The organism is Dermacoccus sp. CCH2-D9 (assembly GCF_001556795.1).
GTDB lineage: Bacteria > Actinomycetota > Actinomycetes > Actinomycetales > Dermatophilaceae > Dermacoccus > Dermacoccus nishinomiyaensis.
This window is the reverse complement of the sequence record NZ_LSJT01000096.1, coordinates 1-14,685: the sequence shown is the minus strand read 5'-3', so window position 1 is coordinate 14,685 and position 14,685 is coordinate 1. Positions and strand designations below refer to the sequence as shown.

Annotated in this window: 14 protein-coding genes; 7 read left to right on the top strand and 7 right to left on the bottom strand. The window is 69.7% G+C overall.

Translation table 11 applies throughout. The features are described 5' to 3' along the window. Positions 1 to 91: 91 nt before the first annotated feature. Positions 92 to 1,324 carry a radical SAM family heme chaperone HemW gene (gene hemW, locus AX669_RS08255; protein WP_062257778.1) on the bottom strand — a complete coding sequence of 411 codons (1,233 nt, stop codon included), beginning with the start codon at positions 1,322 to 1,324 and terminating at the stop codon, positions 92 to 94. Between the two features lie 72 nt (positions 1,325 to 1,396). Beyond that, the gene (locus AX669_RS08250) at positions 1,397 to 2,515 is read right to left on the bottom strand and encodes a TDT family transporter (protein WP_062257841.1); all 1,119 of its coding nucleotides are present in this window, start codon (positions 2,513 to 2,515) and stop codon (positions 1,397 to 1,399) included. Positions 2,516 to 2,599: 84 nt separating this feature from the next. Here AX669_RS08250 and AX669_RS08245 point away from each other — a divergent pair, with 84 nt between their 5' ends. Further along, positions 2,600 to 3,535, top strand: coding sequence for a LysR family transcriptional regulator (locus tag AX669_RS08245; RefSeq protein ID WP_062257839.1), 936 nt, complete (start codon positions 2,600 to 2,602; stop codon positions 3,533 to 3,535). 3 nt (positions 3,536 to 3,538) lie between these two features. Here AX669_RS08245 and AX669_RS08240 read toward each other — a convergent pair whose 3' ends face one another. The 3 genes from AX669_RS08240 to lepA form a co-directional block, all read right to left on the bottom strand. Beyond that, positions 3,539 to 4,018 (bottom strand): hotdog fold domain-containing protein, encoded by a 480-nt coding sequence (locus AX669_RS08240; protein WP_062257776.1) that lies wholly within the window; start codon positions 4,016 to 4,018, stop codon positions 3,539 to 3,541. A gap of 94 nt (positions 4,019 to 4,112) precedes the next feature. Beyond that, complete coding sequence (trmB, locus tag AX669_RS08235; RefSeq protein WP_062257774.1) at positions 4,113 to 4,949, bottom strand: tRNA (guanosine(46)-N7)-methyltransferase TrmB; 837 nt, start codon at positions 4,947 to 4,949, stop codon at positions 4,113 to 4,115. Then, positions 4,946 to 6,787, bottom strand: coding sequence for a translation elongation factor 4 (gene lepA, locus AX669_RS08230; protein ID WP_006944299.1), 1,842 nt, complete (start codon positions 6,785 to 6,787; stop codon positions 4,946 to 4,948). The genes trmB and lepA overlap by 4 nt, the downstream gene beginning before the upstream one ends. Before the next feature lie 338 nt (positions 6,788 to 7,125). On the opposite strand from lepA, the gene AX669_RS08225 reads away from it, so the two are divergent. Then, positions 7,126 to 7,719 (top strand): rhomboid family intramembrane serine protease, encoded by a 594-nt coding sequence (locus tag AX669_RS08225; protein WP_062257773.1) that lies wholly within the window; start codon positions 7,126 to 7,128, stop codon positions 7,717 to 7,719. A gap of 80 nt (positions 7,720 to 7,799) precedes the next feature. Here AX669_RS08225 and AX669_RS08220 read toward each other — a convergent pair whose 3' ends face one another. After that, positions 7,800 to 9,044: an MFS transporter gene (locus AX669_RS08220; protein WP_006944205.1), complete on the bottom strand. Its 1,245-nt coding sequence runs from the start codon at positions 9,042 to 9,044 to the stop codon at positions 7,800 to 7,802. Between the two features lie 170 nt (positions 9,045 to 9,214). Here AX669_RS08220 and AX669_RS08215 point away from each other — a divergent pair, with 170 nt between their 5' ends. Next, positions 9,215 to 9,844, top strand: a complete 630-nt coding sequence (locus AX669_RS08215) for a type II toxin-antitoxin system PemK/MazF family toxin (RefSeq protein ID WP_062257771.1) — start codon at positions 9,215 to 9,217, stop codon at positions 9,842 to 9,844. A 106-nt stretch (positions 9,845 to 9,950) separates the two neighbouring features. Here AX669_RS08215 and AX669_RS08210 read toward each other — a convergent pair whose 3' ends face one another. Further along, positions 9,951 to 10,427: a GNAT family N-acetyltransferase gene (locus AX669_RS08210; RefSeq protein WP_167539844.1), complete on the bottom strand. Its 477-nt coding sequence runs from the start codon at positions 10,425 to 10,427 to the stop codon at positions 9,951 to 9,953. Positions 10,428 to 10,604: 177 nt separating this feature from the next. Between AX669_RS08210 and AX669_RS08205 the strand changes: the two genes are divergently transcribed. From AX669_RS08205 to AX669_RS08190, 4 genes are all read left to right on the top strand, one after another. Further along, the gene (locus AX669_RS08205; protein WP_082740733.1) at positions 10,605 to 11,942 is read left to right on the top strand and encodes an acyl-CoA dehydrogenase family protein; all 1,338 of its coding nucleotides are present in this window, start codon (positions 10,605 to 10,607) and stop codon (positions 11,940 to 11,942) included. Positions 11,943 to 12,006: 64 nt separating this feature from the next. Continuing rightward, positions 12,007 to 13,290, top strand: a complete 1,284-nt coding sequence (locus AX669_RS08200; RefSeq protein WP_062257769.1) for an acyl-CoA dehydrogenase family protein — start codon at positions 12,007 to 12,009, stop codon at positions 13,288 to 13,290. A gap of 247 nt (positions 13,291 to 13,537) precedes the next feature. After that, positions 13,538 to 13,945, top strand: a complete 408-nt coding sequence (locus tag AX669_RS08195) for a hypothetical protein (protein WP_062257767.1) — start codon at positions 13,538 to 13,540, stop codon at positions 13,943 to 13,945. Between the two features lie 4 nt (positions 13,946 to 13,949). After that, positions 13,950 to 14,414 (top strand): hypothetical protein, encoded by a 465-nt coding sequence (locus AX669_RS08190; RefSeq protein WP_062257765.1) that lies wholly within the window; start codon positions 13,950 to 13,952, stop codon positions 14,412 to 14,414. Positions 14,415 to 14,685: the final 271 nt, after the last annotated feature.

Genomic DNA, 14,685 nt, shown 5'->3' with positions numbered 1-14,685 from the left:
TCGGGGTCGGCGCAGGCGGGCACGCAGGGGCCCGGGGATCGCCGCTGAGGCTAGGCCAGCCCCGGGAGGCAGGCGTCTCGGTGCGCGCGGCTCAGATCGCGAGCAGCGCCCGCACGACGGTGTCGGTGAGCAGGCGACCGCGCAGCGTCAGACGAACTCGTTTGTCGCGCACCGCTGACGGGCCGTCGATCAGCCCCGAGGCGACGATGCCGGCGACGGCGCGTCGCCCGTCATCGTCGAGCATGTCGAGAGGAAGTCCCTCGGCGAGGCGCACCTGGAGCAGGACGCGTTCCTCATAGCGCTGACGCTCTTCGAGCAGTTCGCGTGCCAGCGCCGGCGAGAGCCCCGCGTTGACGCGTTGGGCGTAGGCGCGCGGATGTTTGACGTTCCACCAGCGCACGCCGCCGACGTGGCTGTGCGCGCCGGGGCCGACACCCCACCACGGCTCGTCGCGCCAGTACGCGAGGTTGTGGCGGCACTGCGTCTGCGGCGAGCGCGCCCAGTTCGACACCTCGTACCAGTCGTACCCGGCATCCGCGAGCAAGGCGTCGGCGAGCTCGTACTTGTCGGCCTCGTCGTCGTCATCGGGCAGGGGCAGCTCGCCGCGACGCACCTGCGCCCCCATCTTCGTGCCCTCCTCGACGACGAGGGCGTAGGCGCTGATGTGGTCGGGCTCCAACGCGATCGCCGCGTCGAGCGAGGTGCGCCAGTCGTCGAGACTCTCACCCGGCGCGCCGTAGATGAGATCGATGCTGACCTGCAGCCCGACGTCCTTCGCGGCGCGCACGGCGCGTTCGACGTTGGCCGGGTCGTGCGTGCGCTCGAGCGTCGCGAGCACGTGCGGGACGGCCGACTGCATGCCGATGCTGACGCGCGTGAAACCACCGTCGGCGAGGGTGCGTAGGTAGGTCTCGTCGACCGAATCGGGGTTGGCCTCCGTCGTGACCTCGCACCCCTCGGCGAGACCGAACAGCTCGCGCGCCTTCGCGAGGATGCGGACGAGGTCGTCGGCGGGCAGCATCGTCGGGGTGCCGCCGCCGATGAAGACGGTCTCGATGACGGGGACGCCGCTGGGTGCCTCGCCCAGCTCGCGTGCCGCGAGATCCAGCTCGCGCAGCGCGGCGTCCGCGTACGTGCTGACGCTCGCGCCCGGCTCACCGAGCTCGGTGAGCGTGTAGGTGTTGAAGTCGCAGTAACCGCAGCGCGTCACGCAGAACGGCACGTGGACGTACAGCCCGAACGCCCCGCCTGCCAGCGTCGCGAGCGCGGCGGACGGGAGAGCACCGTCGTCAGGGGCGGGGATTCCGTCGGGCATCTGCGGCATCCGGTCATTGTCTCACCGCTCGGCGCCGCACCGCGGCCGTCCGCCAGTCGCGCGCCCAGCTCCTCGCGGTGTTCAGGCGTGACGCAGAGCGCGCTGGTGGCGCACCGCGAGCAGCGAGCTGATCGCGCAGACGCTCCACGTGCCGAGCAGGAAGAGGTACAGCGCGCCGCCGGCCCACGTGAAGATCGCGTGGTGCGAGCTGCGCCCCAGCATCGTCGAGCCGAGCACGAGCGTGCCGACGGGGAACGTCATGCCCCACCAGCCGGGGCTGAACGGCATGCGCTTGGTGAAGCCGCGCACAGTCATGGCGAGGGCCCAGGCGACGAGCGGCACCCCGATCGTCAGCATGACGTAGCCGTAGACGTGGCCGATCTGCGTCACCGTCGTCGCGAACGGGCCCTGCAGCATCGACGCCGACTGCTTCGCGATGGCTTGCGCGGCCGCGCTCGACTGCCCGACGACACCGAGCGGCAGCCACGCGGTGATCGACGCCGCGAGCGGCAGTGGCTCGACGAGCCAGTGGTGACGGTAGGCGATCGCGAAGATGATGGCCCCCAGCACGAGGGCGACGAAGAAGCAGGCCGCGCTCGCGATCAGCATCCACACGCGCGCCTGCGGGCTGCTCAGCCAGCCGACGATGCCGGCGCCGACGGTCGCCGAGACCATCGGCGGGACGACGGCCAGGCCCCACACCGTCGTCGGGGTGCTCGGGTCGACGACGAGCAGACGGGCCGGGACGGCGACGGCGGTGGCGAGGCCGATGACGGTACCGATGGCCCACAGGACGAGGTCGGCCCGCCAGGCTGCGTCGCTCAGGCCCGAGGAGATCGCCGGGAGCACCGCGGACGTCGCCGATCCGACGGCGAGGACGCCCATCGACACCATCCCCCACTGCGCCATCGCGACGGGGTTCGCGACGCTCGCGCGGAAGGCAGCGCGATCGCGAGCGATGCGCGCCACGAACGACACGGTGAGGACGACGAGCAGGGTGCAGGCGATGAGCCAGAAGCCCACGGCGAGCGTGTGGCCGAACGGGATGACGTCGGTGCGCAGCTCGCTCAACGTGCCCAGGATCGCGCTGCCCATGACGCTGCCGTACCAGGCCGGGGACGCCGCGGGCACCGTCGGGTTCTCGAAGAACGAGCCGGTGGTGCGGTGAGGCATGACGTCGGTGGCGGTGGCTGTGCTCATGGGTTCCATGCTTCCGCCGTGTCGGCTCGACCGGTAGCCCTATATCCGGCATGGGGGTATGTGCTTCGCATATAGGCTGGAGTGGTGACGACCTGGCCCGACCTCGCGACGCTCGAACTGCTCGTGGCACTCGCCGACGAGGGCTCGCTCAGTGCGGCCGCCCGACGCTGCGGGGTGGCGCAACCCAACGCGAGTCGCAGCATCGCCCGGCTGGAGCGCAGGCTCGGCCTGTCGCTCATCCATCGCGCGACGACCGGTGCCCGCGTCACGACCGACGGCCTGCTCGTCGTCGAATGGGCGCGCGCGACGCTCGAGGCGGCGCGCGCCCTCGAGACGGGAGTCGCGGCACTGCGCGCTCGTACGCAGGCGCCGCTCGTCGTCATGGCGAGCCAGACGGTCGCCGAACACCTGTTACCGGGATGGATCGCGGGGTGGCAGCACGCCGCGGGTGGCGCGGGCGCCGGTGGCGCTTCCCCTCACGACCCATCGCTTGGCGAGACGCGCGGCATCTCGGTAGCCGTCGGCAACACGACGGAGGTGCTCGCCGCGGCACGCGGCGGTGAGGTGGATCTGGGGTTCATCGAGGGCCCCGGCGCTCCGCGCGGGTTGAACTCCGTCGTCGTCGCGCATGACGACCTCGTGCTCGTCGTCGCGCCGCAGCATCCGTGGGCCGCGAGCTCACGTGTCCGCGCCGAGGAACTGGCGGCCACACCGCTCGTCGCGCGCGAGTCGGGCTCGGGCACGCGGGTGGCCTTGCGCCGCGCCCTCGCGCCGCTCGATGTCGCTCCCCCGGCGCTCGCGCTGGCGAGCAACGCCGCCGTGCGGGTTTCCGCCGCGGCCGGGACGGCTCCCGCCGTCCTCAGCCGGCTCGCTGTCGACGACGCGCTGCGTGCGGGCACCCTCGTGGAGGTCGGCGTCGACGGCGTCGACCTCACCCGCAACCTGAGGGCCGTCTGGGCCGGCCCACGGCGGTTGACGAACCCCGCCGCCGCGGCGCTTCTGGCCACGGCGGCGGGGTGAACGTCACTTCTTCTTCTTGGCCGAGACGTAGATCGGGATGATGCCCTCGACGGCGACCGTGCCGTCCTTGACGAGGCGCCCCGTCACCTTGACGTCGACCTGGAACGGCGGCTCCTTGTCCCAGTCCTCCGGCGTCGTCTCGGCGACGCACACGATGTCGCCGGGCGTCTTCGCGACGTAGTCGAGCGTGATGCCCTTGGGGATCCAGCGCATGTCGTCGGGCGTCGTCGCCTCCGCGAGCAGCCCCATGGCGCACTCCATGCCGTTGGCGATGGCGATGGCGTGCACGGTGCCGATGTGGTTCTGCACACCCCACCACTTCTTGATCTTCACGACGCCGCGGTGCGGCTCCATCGTCTGGACCATCGGGGCGACCGTGCGGAAGTAGGGCGCCTTGAGCGCGAACGCGGCCGAGAACGCTGCGCGCCCCGCCTTGTCGTTCTTCGCGGTGAGCTTTTTGTACATGCCGTAGACCTGATTCATGGCCCCAAGGTTACCCGCGAGTATCGGCGTTCGCGCCCGATCAGCCGCGCCGGGGACACCGAGCCCGAACGCCGTGGGGACCGCGCGGCACCGCTCAGTTGGCTCGCTTCACCTCGAGGTCGCGCACGATGCGCTCGACCTTGAGACCCTTCGTCTCGAAGCGGGTCGTCGTGCGGCCCTCGAAGCGCGGCGCGAACCCTCCGCGCGCGCCCTCGGGATCGACGTGGGCGTCCCCGGCGTCCGCGAGGCGCCCGGTCCACGGGTTGGTGAAGCGGGGCGACGCCTCGACGACGTCACGCATGTACCAGGCATAGTCGGCCCAGTCGGTCGCGAGGCGCCAGGTGCCGCCGGGCACGAGGACGTCGGCGACGACGTCGGCGAAGCCGAGCTGCACGAGACGACGCTTGTGGTGCTTCGTCTTCGGCCACGGGTCGGGGAAGAACGTCCACACCTCGTCGACACTGCCCGGCGCGAAGAGCCGATCGAGCGCTTCGGAGGCGTCGATCTCGATGAGACGCACGTTCGTCACGCCCGCGTGGACGGCCTTCGAGATCGTCTGCGCGATGCCGGGACGCCACACCTCCAGAGCGATGAAATCCGTCTCGGGGTGCTCGAGCGCTGCATGGACGATCTGATCCCCCGCGCCCGAGCCGATCTCGACGACGAGCTTCGCCCGACGTCCGAACACCTCGGCGATGTCGAGCCGGAAACCATCGACGGGCTGGGTCGTCCCCGGCTTGCGGGGAACGTCGAGGACGTACTGCTCACCGTTGTCACTCAGCGCACGATGGTGACGCTCCGGCATCCGGCCGCCGCGGCGCGTGAACGAGCGCGTGCGTGCGAGTGGGCGCGGCCCGACCTGCGGGTGCTCCCCCGCGCCCTCCGACGGCTGGCCGGACGTCGCACCCGGAACGTAACCGGGCTTGCTCACTTCTTCTTCTCCGCCGACTCGCCCTGGCTGAGCGCGGCGATGAAGGCCTCCTGCGGCACCTCGACGGAACCGACCATCTTCATGCGCTTCTTGCCCTCCTTCTGCTTCTCGAGCAGCTTGCGCTTGCGGCTGATGTCGCCGCCGTAGCACTTGGCGAGCACGTCCTTGCGGATGGCGCGGATGTTCTCACGGGCGATGACGCGCGTGCCGATGGCCGCCTGGATCGGCACCTCGAACTGCTGACGCGGGATGAGCTCCTTGAGCTTCGTCGCCATCATCGTGCCGTAGGCGTACGCCTTGTCGCGGTGCACGATGGCGCTGAACGCGTCGACGGTGTCGCCCTGCAGCAGGATGTCGACCTTGACGAGGTTGGCGCTCTGCTCCCCCGCGGGTTCGTAGTCGAGCGAGGCATATCCGCGCGTCTTCGACTTGAGGGCGTCGAAGAAGTCGAACACGATCTCCGCGAGCGGCAGCGTGTAGCGCATCTCGACGCGCTCCTCGGACAGGTAGTCCATGCCGAGCAGGTTGCCGCGACGGGCCTGGCACAGCTCCATGACGGCGCCGATGTACTCGCTCGGCACGAGGATCGTCGAACGCACGACGGGTTCGGTGATGTCGGCGATCTTGCCCTCGGGGAACTCGCTCGGGTTCGTCACCTCGCTGACGACGCCGTCGTCCGTCGTCACCTGGTAGACGACGTTCGGCAGGGTCGAGATGAGGTCGAGGTTGAACTCTCGCTCGAGGCGTTCACGCGTGATCTCCAGGTGGAGCATGCCGAGGAAGCCGACGCGGAAACCGAACCCGAGCGCTGCCGACGTCTCCGGTTCGTAGACGAGCGCCGCGTCGTTGAGCTTCAGCTTGTCGAGGGCGTCACGCAGGATCGGGTAGTCGGAACCGTCGATCGGATACAGACCCGAGAACACCATGGGCTTCGGGTCGGAGTAGCCGCCGATCGCCTCGGACGCGGGATTCGCGGCGTTCGTGACCGTGTCACCGACCTTCGACTGGCGCACGTCCTTCACGCCGGTGATGAGGTAGCCGACCTCGCCGACGGACAGGCCCTTCGTCGGGATCGGCTCGGGCGAGTTGACGCCGATCTCGAGCAGCTCGTGCGTCGCGCGCGTCGACATCATCTCGATCTTCTCGCGCGGGCTGAGCCGGCCGTCGACGACGCGGACGTAGGTGACGACGCCGCGGTAGGTGTCGTAGACGGAGTCGAAGATCATGGCGCGGGCCGGCGCGTCGGCGTCACCGACGGGGGCAGGCAGCTTCTCGACGATGACGTCGAGCAGTTCCTCGACACCGACGCCCGTCTTGCCGGAGACCTTGAGTACGTCCTCCGGTTCGCAGCCGATGAGGCCGGCGATCTCCGCGGCGTACTTCTCGGGCTGCGCGGCCGGCAGGTCGATCTTGTTGAGGACCGGGATGATCGTGAGGTCGTTCTCCATCGCCAGGTACAGGTTGGCGAGCGTCTGCGCCTCGATGCCCTGCGCGGCGTCGACGAGCAGGACGGCGCCCTCGCACGCGGCGAGCGAACGCGACACCTCGTAGGTGAAGTCGACGTGCCCCGGCGTGTCGATCATGTTGAGGCAGTAGGTCGTACCGTCGAGCTCCCACGGCATGCGCACAGCCTGGCTCTTGATCGTGATGCCGCGCTCGCGCTCGATGTCCATGCGGTCGAGGTACTGCGCACGCATGGCCCGATCCTCGACGACGCCCGTCTTGCTCAGCATCCGGTCGGCGAGCGTCGACTTGCCGTGGTCGATGTGCGCGATGATGCAGAAGTTGCGGATCTGCTCCGGCGGCGTCGCGGCGGGCTCGAGTGCCTTGCGGGCCATGGGTGACAACGTGATACCTCGAAGTTCGTCGGGTCGGTGTTCGCCGCCGCGCGCCCTGGAGGCGGCGATGACGCATCGATCTGCGGCCGCCCGTCGCGCCCCGCGAGGAGCACACCGGCGACCCTTCATTCTTTCACGCCCCGACACCCCTGCCGCACGCGTCACGTACGACGGCCGACGCGACACGTGCATCCAGCGCACGCGAAGAGAGCCCCACTACGATGCGAGACAGATACGCGTCGATCGGGTGTCGTCGAGCACGCGTTGTCGAACTGACGAAGCATCACCCACGCCATACCGGTGGACCCGACGAGCCACTCCCCACAGGAGGCCAGCCCATGGATCTCGACCACACCCTTCGCCCCGCGGCAGAGCGCGTCAAGCAATCCGCCGTCGTCTCCGCACTGATCGTCGCCGCGCTGTGGATCATCGAGGCCCTCGACGTGCTGACGCACCACGCCATCGACGCCGCCGCCTCCCTGAAGGCCTGGGAGGTGAGCGACCTGTGGTCGATCTTCACCATGCCGTTCGCACACTACGGGTGGGCTCATCTCGAGGCGAACAGTGCGTTGCTGCTGCCGCTCGGGTTCGTCCTCGCCCTCAGCGGCCTGGCCGTCCTCGCGCGTGTGACGTTCATCGTCACGTGCACGTCGGGGCTCGCCGCGTGGCTGCTCAGCCCGCCGTACACGGCCGTCGCGGGTGCCTCGGGCGTCGTCTTCGGGTGGCTGACGTACCTCATCGTCCGAGGATTCTGGACGCGCCGCTGGCCCGAGGTCGTCGTGGGGCTCGTCCTCGCCGTCGTCTACGGCAGCGTGCTGTGGGGTGTGCTTCCGCAGAGCACCCACGTCTCGTGGCAGGGTCACCTCGGTGGCGCGATCGGCGGTGTTCTCGCCGCGAAGCTCGTCAGCGATCGGACGGCGTCCTCAGGCTGATCCGCACGGCCCGAGCGTGCCCACGATGACGGCAGAGCCGGGCGAATCAGCGCGGCCACCTCGCGCCACCAGGGGCGCGCTCAGCCTGCGACGGCGGCGCGGCGCGACGTCCATGCCGAGACCAGCGTGATGACGGCGCCCGCCGCCGCGAGCACGGCACCGACGCGCGAGCACCACTCGTACCCGAGCCCCGCGTCGAGGACGACGCCGCCGAGCCAGGCGCCGAGGGCGTTGGCGGCGTTGAGCGTCGCGTGGTTGAGAGCGGCCGCGAGCGACTGGCCCTCGTGGGCGACGTCCATGAGCCGCGTCTGGATCATCGGCACCATGATCGTCGGCACGCAGCCGAGCAGGAACACGAACACGACCGCGCTGACCTTGTTGTGCGCGGCGAAGCCGAAGAGCGACAGGATGATCGCGATCGTCACGAGGCAGCCGAAGATGCCGCGCATGAGCCCGCGCATGGCGACGCGTTCGGACAGGAACGCACCCGCCGTCATGCCGATGCCGTAGATGACCAGGATGACCGGCACGACGGCGTCCGAGAAGCCGGTGAGCTCCGTCATCGTCGGCGCGATGTAGCTGAACGTCGAGAACATGCCGCCGAAGCCGACGACACCGATCGCGAGCGCGAACCACACCTGCGGGCGCGTCAACGCCTTCAGTTCACCGGTGACGGACGTGACGCCCAGGGAGCCCTGGTGCGGGATCCACAACCACACCGCAACGACGGTGAGCAACGCGATGACGGCGACGAGGGCGTACGGCCACTGCCAGCCCAGATGCTGCCCGAGCCACGTCGAGACGGGCACGCCGACGATGTTCGCCACCGTCAGGCCAGCGAGCATCATAGACACGGCCCAGGTGCGCCGGTGCTTCTCGACGAGGGTGGCCGCGACGACGGCGCCGATCCCGAAGAACGCGCCGTGCGGCATGCCCGCGACGAAGCGGGCGAGCAGCAGCATCGGGTAGCTCGAGGCGAGCGCCGAACCGATGTTGCCGACGAAGAACGCAACCATGAGTCCGAGCAGGACGTTCTTGCGCGGCACCTTCGCGAACAGCATCGTGACGAGAGGCGCACCGACGACCACGCCGAGCGCGTACGCCGACACCGCGTGACCGGCGCTCGGGATCGAGATGCCGAGACCCCGAGCGATCTGCGGCAGCAGACCCATCGTGACGAACTCCGTCGTGCCGATGGCAAAACCGCCAAGGGCGAGTGCGAGGATCGCGAGGCCGGCTCGCGGGTAGCTGCCGTGGCGGTTCGAGCGTTCGGCGTCGACGGCCTCGTCGTCGCAGATGTCATGCAGCGCGGTTGCTTCGGTCACCGATCCATTCTTCCGCACCCGTACCCCTACCCCGAGCCGCTGAGGGGGTGCGCACGGCGTGCGTTTCATCACCCGTCGTCACCTGCGTCCGTCGTTCGTGTGAGAGCGCAACCGGGCGGCCGGCGAGTGCCCCGCACCCGGCGCTCGCCCGGACGGGCTACGTTCGGACCATGAACCTGCGCACCGTCGCCGTCCGCCTCTCCCGCGCCCTCGCACGTGGGGGCATGAATGCGCTCCTCGACCCCGAACGCCGTGGAACGTCGTCCACGCGGCGCCGCGCCGACGCCACGGTCGGGCCCGACGGACGCCGCGCGGGTGCACCGACGTCGCACCGTCACGACGACGCGCCCAACGCTCGTCCGGCCGGCTCTGCGCACCCGTATGGTGGCGACTGGACGGCCCCGCTACCCGCGACGGCCTATGCGCCGCATGACGACGGGCATCCCGATCCGGGTGAGGTCGTGTGGGCGTGGGTGCCGTACGAGGAGGACCACTCGCAGGGCAAGGATCGTCCGGTTCTCGTCATCGCCCGGCACCCGGAGCTGGAAGACGTCGTCCTCGCGCTTCCACTGACGAGCAAGGATCACGACCGTGACGCCGCGCAGGAAGCTCGGTCGGGCCGTCATTGGATGGACGTCGGCTCCGGCGCCTGGGACAACCGTGGACGGCCCAGCGAGGTGCGCCTCGACCGCGTCCTGCAACTCGACGTCACCAGCGTGCGACGCGAGGGTTCACACATCGACGAGCAGACGTTCGACGCCGTCGTCGCCGCCGCCCGCACCCGCTCCCTGGGCCGCTGAGCACCCGCCCCAACGGCGAATCCCGTCCACATCGGCGATTGTCGTCCACCTCTGCGAAGCTCGGTCACATTCGCGCGACGTCATCGACGCAGCGGGCGGCCGAGAGTCACAACGCCATCGACAGGTGCTGGAACGGCCCTTCGTCGCTGAAACCGGCCTTGCGGTAGAGCGCGTCGCCGCTCTCGGTGGAGAACAGCGAGACCCAGCCGGCCTCCTGCTCGCGACACCACTGCAGTGCGGCGTCGAGCAGTGCCGTGCCGCAGCCGCGGCCGCGGAACTCGGCCTCGGTGCACATGTCGCCGACGTACGCCGAGCGACCCGAGCCGTCGGGGCCGGGCAGGTGCTGTTCGACGGTCGCCGTCACGCACGACGCGAGCGGCGAGCCGGGGCCCGCGCCCTCGACGCGGTCGATGACGAAGCACGCGTACCCGTCGGAGGCGAGCAGCTGGCGCGCGACGCGGGCGCACCGTTCGCGCCACGCGTCGTCGAGTTCGATGTCGAAGGGCCACCCGTCGATCATGAGCAGCGCCTTGAGGCGCACGATCTCGGGGACGTCATCCTGGGTGGCGCGGCGAATGTTCACGATCCGCACCCTAGCGCGGCACGCCCCGGAGCGGGTCGTCCTCGCCCGCACGCCAGTCCCCGGTTACCGATACCGCGCGTACCTACGTTCAGGTAACCTCGGCTTCAGCCGCGTGTCACGCCGCCTCGAACGGCGCTCGCACACCCCGACGCACCGTCACTCACGGAAAGGGCCGAGATGACTTCGACCACCAACCAGGCCTCCCTCGCCGACAAGGGCCAGGCCATCGCACTGCGCCTTCTCGCCAAGGCCGGCGGGCACGATCTGCTCAAGAACCCGGCGATCCGCTCCAAGGTCGAGCGTGCCCTTTACCAGGGCAGCAAGTCCGGTTTCAAGGCTCAGACGGTGGCCGGGCGCGCCTTCACGAAGAAGGCCGGCTCGGGCGACGCGGCACGCACCGCCCCGACGAAGCCGCGCCGCGAGTTCGACCTGACGCCCACCGAGGATCAGGAGACGATCGCCGCCGTCGCCGCCGAACTGGCCGACGAACTGCTGCGTCCCGCCGCGGCGAAGGCCGACGCGGAGCGCGCCCTGCCCGACGAGATCCGTGCGCAGGCCACCGAGATGGGCCTGACGCTCGTCGGCGTCCCGGCCGAGCTCGGCGGCATCGCCGAGGAGCGCAGCGCCGTGATGACGGCCCTCGTTCTCGAGCAGCTTGCCCGCGGCGACATGGGCCTCGCCGTTGCGATCATGGCACCGGCCGCCGTCGCGACCGCCATCGCGGGCTACGGCACGTCCGCGCAGCAGGAGACCTACCTGCCCGCCTTCACCGACGAGAAGAAGCCCGCCGTCGCCGCGCTCGCGCTCGCCGAAGCGGGCCCGCTCGCCGACCCGCGCACCCCCGCGACGACGGCCACCCGGGACGGCGCCGACCTCGTCATCACCGGCGAGAAGGCGCTCGTACCGTGCGCCGACTCCGCCGAATTGTTCGTCATCAGCGTCATGCTCGACGGCGCCGCGCGCCTCGTCATCGTCGAAGCCGGCACCGAGGGCCTGACGACGAGCGAGGAGCCTGCGATGGGCGTGCGCGCCGCGCACACCGGGCGCCTGCACCTCAACGGGGTGCGCGTGCCCGCCGAGAACCTGCTCGGCAAGGCTGACGACACCCTCGATGCCATCCGCCGCTCGCGCCTCGCGTGGGCCGCCCTCGCGTGCGGCACCGGCCGCGCCGTGCTCGATCAGGTCAGGCAGTACGTCGTCGAGCGCAAGGCGTTCGGTGAGCCGATCGGTCACCGTCAGGCCGTCGCGTTCACCGTGTCGAACATCGCGATCGAACTCGATGGGCTGCGCCTCGTCACCCTGCGCGCCGCGGCGCGTCTCGACGCCGGAGACGACGCCGGTGCCGCCGAGACCATCGCTCACGCCCGCGCGCTCGTCGGGATGCACGCCACGCAGATCGGCTCCGACGCCGTGCAACTGCTCGGCGGACACGGCTTCGTCAAGGAGTTCGACAACGAGCGTTGGTACCGCGACCTGCGCGGCGCCGGCGTCCTCGAAGGTGGCGTCAGCGTCTGAGCTCGCCGCTCCGCTGCGCCACCAGCCCTCCTCTTTCCGCGTTTTTTCAGCAAAGGACCCAGTGATGATCGACCTCGAGATCCCGAAGAAGTTCGTCCCCCTCGTCAAGCAGGCCGGCTCGATGGCCGACGAGGTCTTCCGCCCCGTCAGCCGCAAGTACGACCTCGCCGAGCACACCTACCCCGCCGAGCTCGACCTCGTCTCCGCCCTCATCGACGGCATGACCGACTCGGGTGCGAGCAACGGCGCGGGCGCCGCCGGTTCCACGCGCGCCAAGGACGGCACCGACCAGGCCCCGGCCAGCACTGACGCCGACGAGGCGACGGGCGTGACGAAGCCCGCGTCCGGCAAGAAGGCCGGCAAGGTCAACAAGAACGGCGCCAACATGAGCTCGGCGCTGTCGATCATGCAGACGTGCCGTGGTGACGTCGGGCTGACGCTGTCGATCCCGCGTCAGGGCCTCGGCAACGCCGCCATCGCCGCCGTCGCGAACGACGAGCAGAAGGAGCGCTACGGCAACCGCTGGGCTGCCATGGCGATCACCGAGCCCGACACCGGCTCGGATTCGGGCAACATCCGTACGACCGCGACGAAGGACGGCGACGAGTACGTCCTCAACGGCGAGAAGATCTTCGTCACCTCCGGTGAGCGCGCCGAACTCGTCGTCGTATGGGCGACGCTTGACCGTTCGCTCGGCAAGAAGGCGATCAAGTCGTTCGTCGTCGAGCGCTCCAACCCTGGCCTCAAGCTCGTGCGTCTCGAGCACAAGCTCGGCATCCGCGCCTCCGACACGGCGGCGTTCGTCCTCGAGGACTGCCGTGTGCCCGCGAACGATCTGCTCGGTGACCCCGAGATCCGCACCGAGGGCGGCTTCGGTGGCGCGATGCAGACGTTCGACAACACGCGCCCCCTCGTCGCGGCGATGGCCGTCGGTCTGACGCGCGCCTGCCTCGACTTCACCCGCGCCGCCCTCGAGAAGGCCGGCCACGGCCAGGACTGGGACGCGCCCGTCGCGGCCCAGACGTACGCCTCGGCGCGCCTCGTGCAGATGGAGGCCGACTACGAGTCGGCGCTGCTGCTGACGTTGCGTGCCGCGTGGATGGCCGACAACGGCAAGCCCAACTCGATGGAGGCGTCGATGGCGAAGGCGAAGGCGGGCCGCACGTGCGTCAACGTCGCGCTGCAGTGCGTCGAACTCGTCGGAGTCGACGGCTACGCCGAGAGCGAGCTGCTCGAGAAGTGGGCGCGTGACGCGAAGATCCTCGACATCTTCGAAGGCACGCAGCAGATCCAGTTGCTCGTCGTCGCTCGTCGCCTGCTGGGTCTGACGAGTGGGCAGCTGAAGTAATCTCGCTCCCCTTGTCGATCATCGCCCGGAAACGCCTCGTCCCTGACGCGTTTGCGGGCGATGATCGTTCGGCGGGGCGCACTGCGCGCGGGGCGGCGGCCTTCTCACCAGAAGCATCGCTCGTGAAGTTGAATCGTGAAGTGACCCTCGGTGTCACAGCCATACGAGACATGGGTCACATCGTGGTGTGACCACCTAATGCAGCCTCTTCGCGAACGCCGAGTTCCGCGCGCTGTTCATCTCTCGGATGCTGCTCATGGTCAGTGCCGTCATGGGGACGTTCACGCTGGGCGTCGTGATGTTCGACCAGACCCGCTCCCCCTTGTTGACCGCGCTGGTCATGTTCGGCCGGCCACTGGTCCAGCTCGTCACGTCGCGCTACCTGCTCGCCTCGAGCGACCTCCTGCACCCGCGCACCGCCATGATGATGACGGGCGTCGTCGCCGCCTGCGTCGACAGCATCCAGGTCATCCCGTCACTGCCGTGGTGGATGCGCTTCGTGCTCGTCGCCGTCATGCACTCCGCCCTCGCCGCGACCATCGCGCTGCTGTCGGACATCGTGCCCAAGGAAGCGTTCGTCCTCGGGCGCGCAACGCTCAACATGAAGGTGAGCACCGTCCAGGTCGTCGGCAACGCCCTCGGGCCATCCTGCTGAGTGGTTGGCCCCCACGAACCTGTTCCTCATCTCCGCCGGGGCGGCCGTCGTCGCCGTCATCGGCACCCGCATCGGCCTGCAGGACTACCGGCCAACGACTCCTGCTGCCGCTGCGCCTGCTGCTCGCCGCACCGTTCCTCGTGTTCGCCCCCTCCGCCCGCCGATCGTGCTCGCCGCGCTTTTGGGCGGCATCGCCGCCATCGGCTACGCGGCCGCCCTGCCCCTGCAAGAACGCCTCGTCGCATCCATCGACCTCGCCACCAAGGGCCAAGCCTTCGGCCTGCTCAGCACAGGCACCATGGTGGACCAAGCCGCCGGCGCGCTGCTCATCGGAGGCATCGCCGGTGTTGTCGCAGCCGCTGCCGCCATGACGATCGCCGCTGTGCTCGCCATCGCGACATCGCTGCTGCTCATGCCGGCGCTGCGCGGGACGATGCCTTCCGAAGACGAAGCCATGGCGCTGGCGTGACGATGGGCTCACGCGGCGTGGCGGCGAGGTTCACGCGCTTCGCGCGTCGTGGCGTGGCGGCGCGAGGTCCAAGCGCTTCGCGCGTCGTGGAGCTATGGGGACTCCGTCGGGCTCGCTAGCGCTCGCCCTCCTCCTCGAGTCACAGAGTTCAACAGAGATAGAGAAAGACCCTCACCGAACAAAAATCGTGTACGGTGAGGGTCTTTATCTGTCTCGGTGGAGCTATGGGGATTCGAACCCCAGACCTCTTCCATGCCATGGAAGCGCGCTA

Bases quoted from the DNA above. Each gene is read 5' to 3' on its own strand.
- AX669_RS08240 (WP_062257776.1), bottom strand. From the start codon at position 4,018: ATGAATCAGGTCTACGGCATGTACAAAAAGCTCACCGCGAAGAACGAC.
- lepA (WP_006944299.1), bottom strand. From the start codon at position 6,787: ATGGCCCGCAAGGCACTCGAGCCCGCCGCGACGCCGCCGGAGCAGATC.
- AX669_RS08225 (WP_062257773.1), top strand. From the start codon at position 7,126: ATGGATCTCGACCACACCCTTCGCCCCGCGGCAGAGCGCGTCAAGCAA.
- AX669_RS08205 (WP_082740733.1), top strand. From the start codon at position 10,605: ATGACTTCGACCACCAACCAGGCCTCCCTCGCCGACAAGGGCCAGGCC.
- AX669_RS08195 (WP_062257767.1), top strand. From the start codon at position 13,538: ATGCTGCTCATGGTCAGTGCCGTCATGGGGACGTTCACGCTGGGCGTC.
- hemW (WP_062257778.1), bottom strand. From the start codon at position 1,324: ATGCCGCAGATGCCCGACGGAATCCCCGCCCCTGACGACGGTGCTCTC.
- AX669_RS08215 (WP_062257771.1), top strand. From the start codon at position 9,215: ATGAACCTGCGCACCGTCGCCGTCCGCCTCTCCCGCGCCCTCGCACGT.
- AX669_RS08200 (WP_062257769.1), top strand. From the start codon at position 12,007: ATGATCGACCTCGAGATCCCGAAGAAGTTCGTCCCCCTCGTCAAGCAG.
- AX669_RS08250 (WP_062257841.1), bottom strand. From the start codon at position 2,515: ATGAGCACAGCCACCGCCACCGACGTCATGCCTCACCGCACCACCGGC.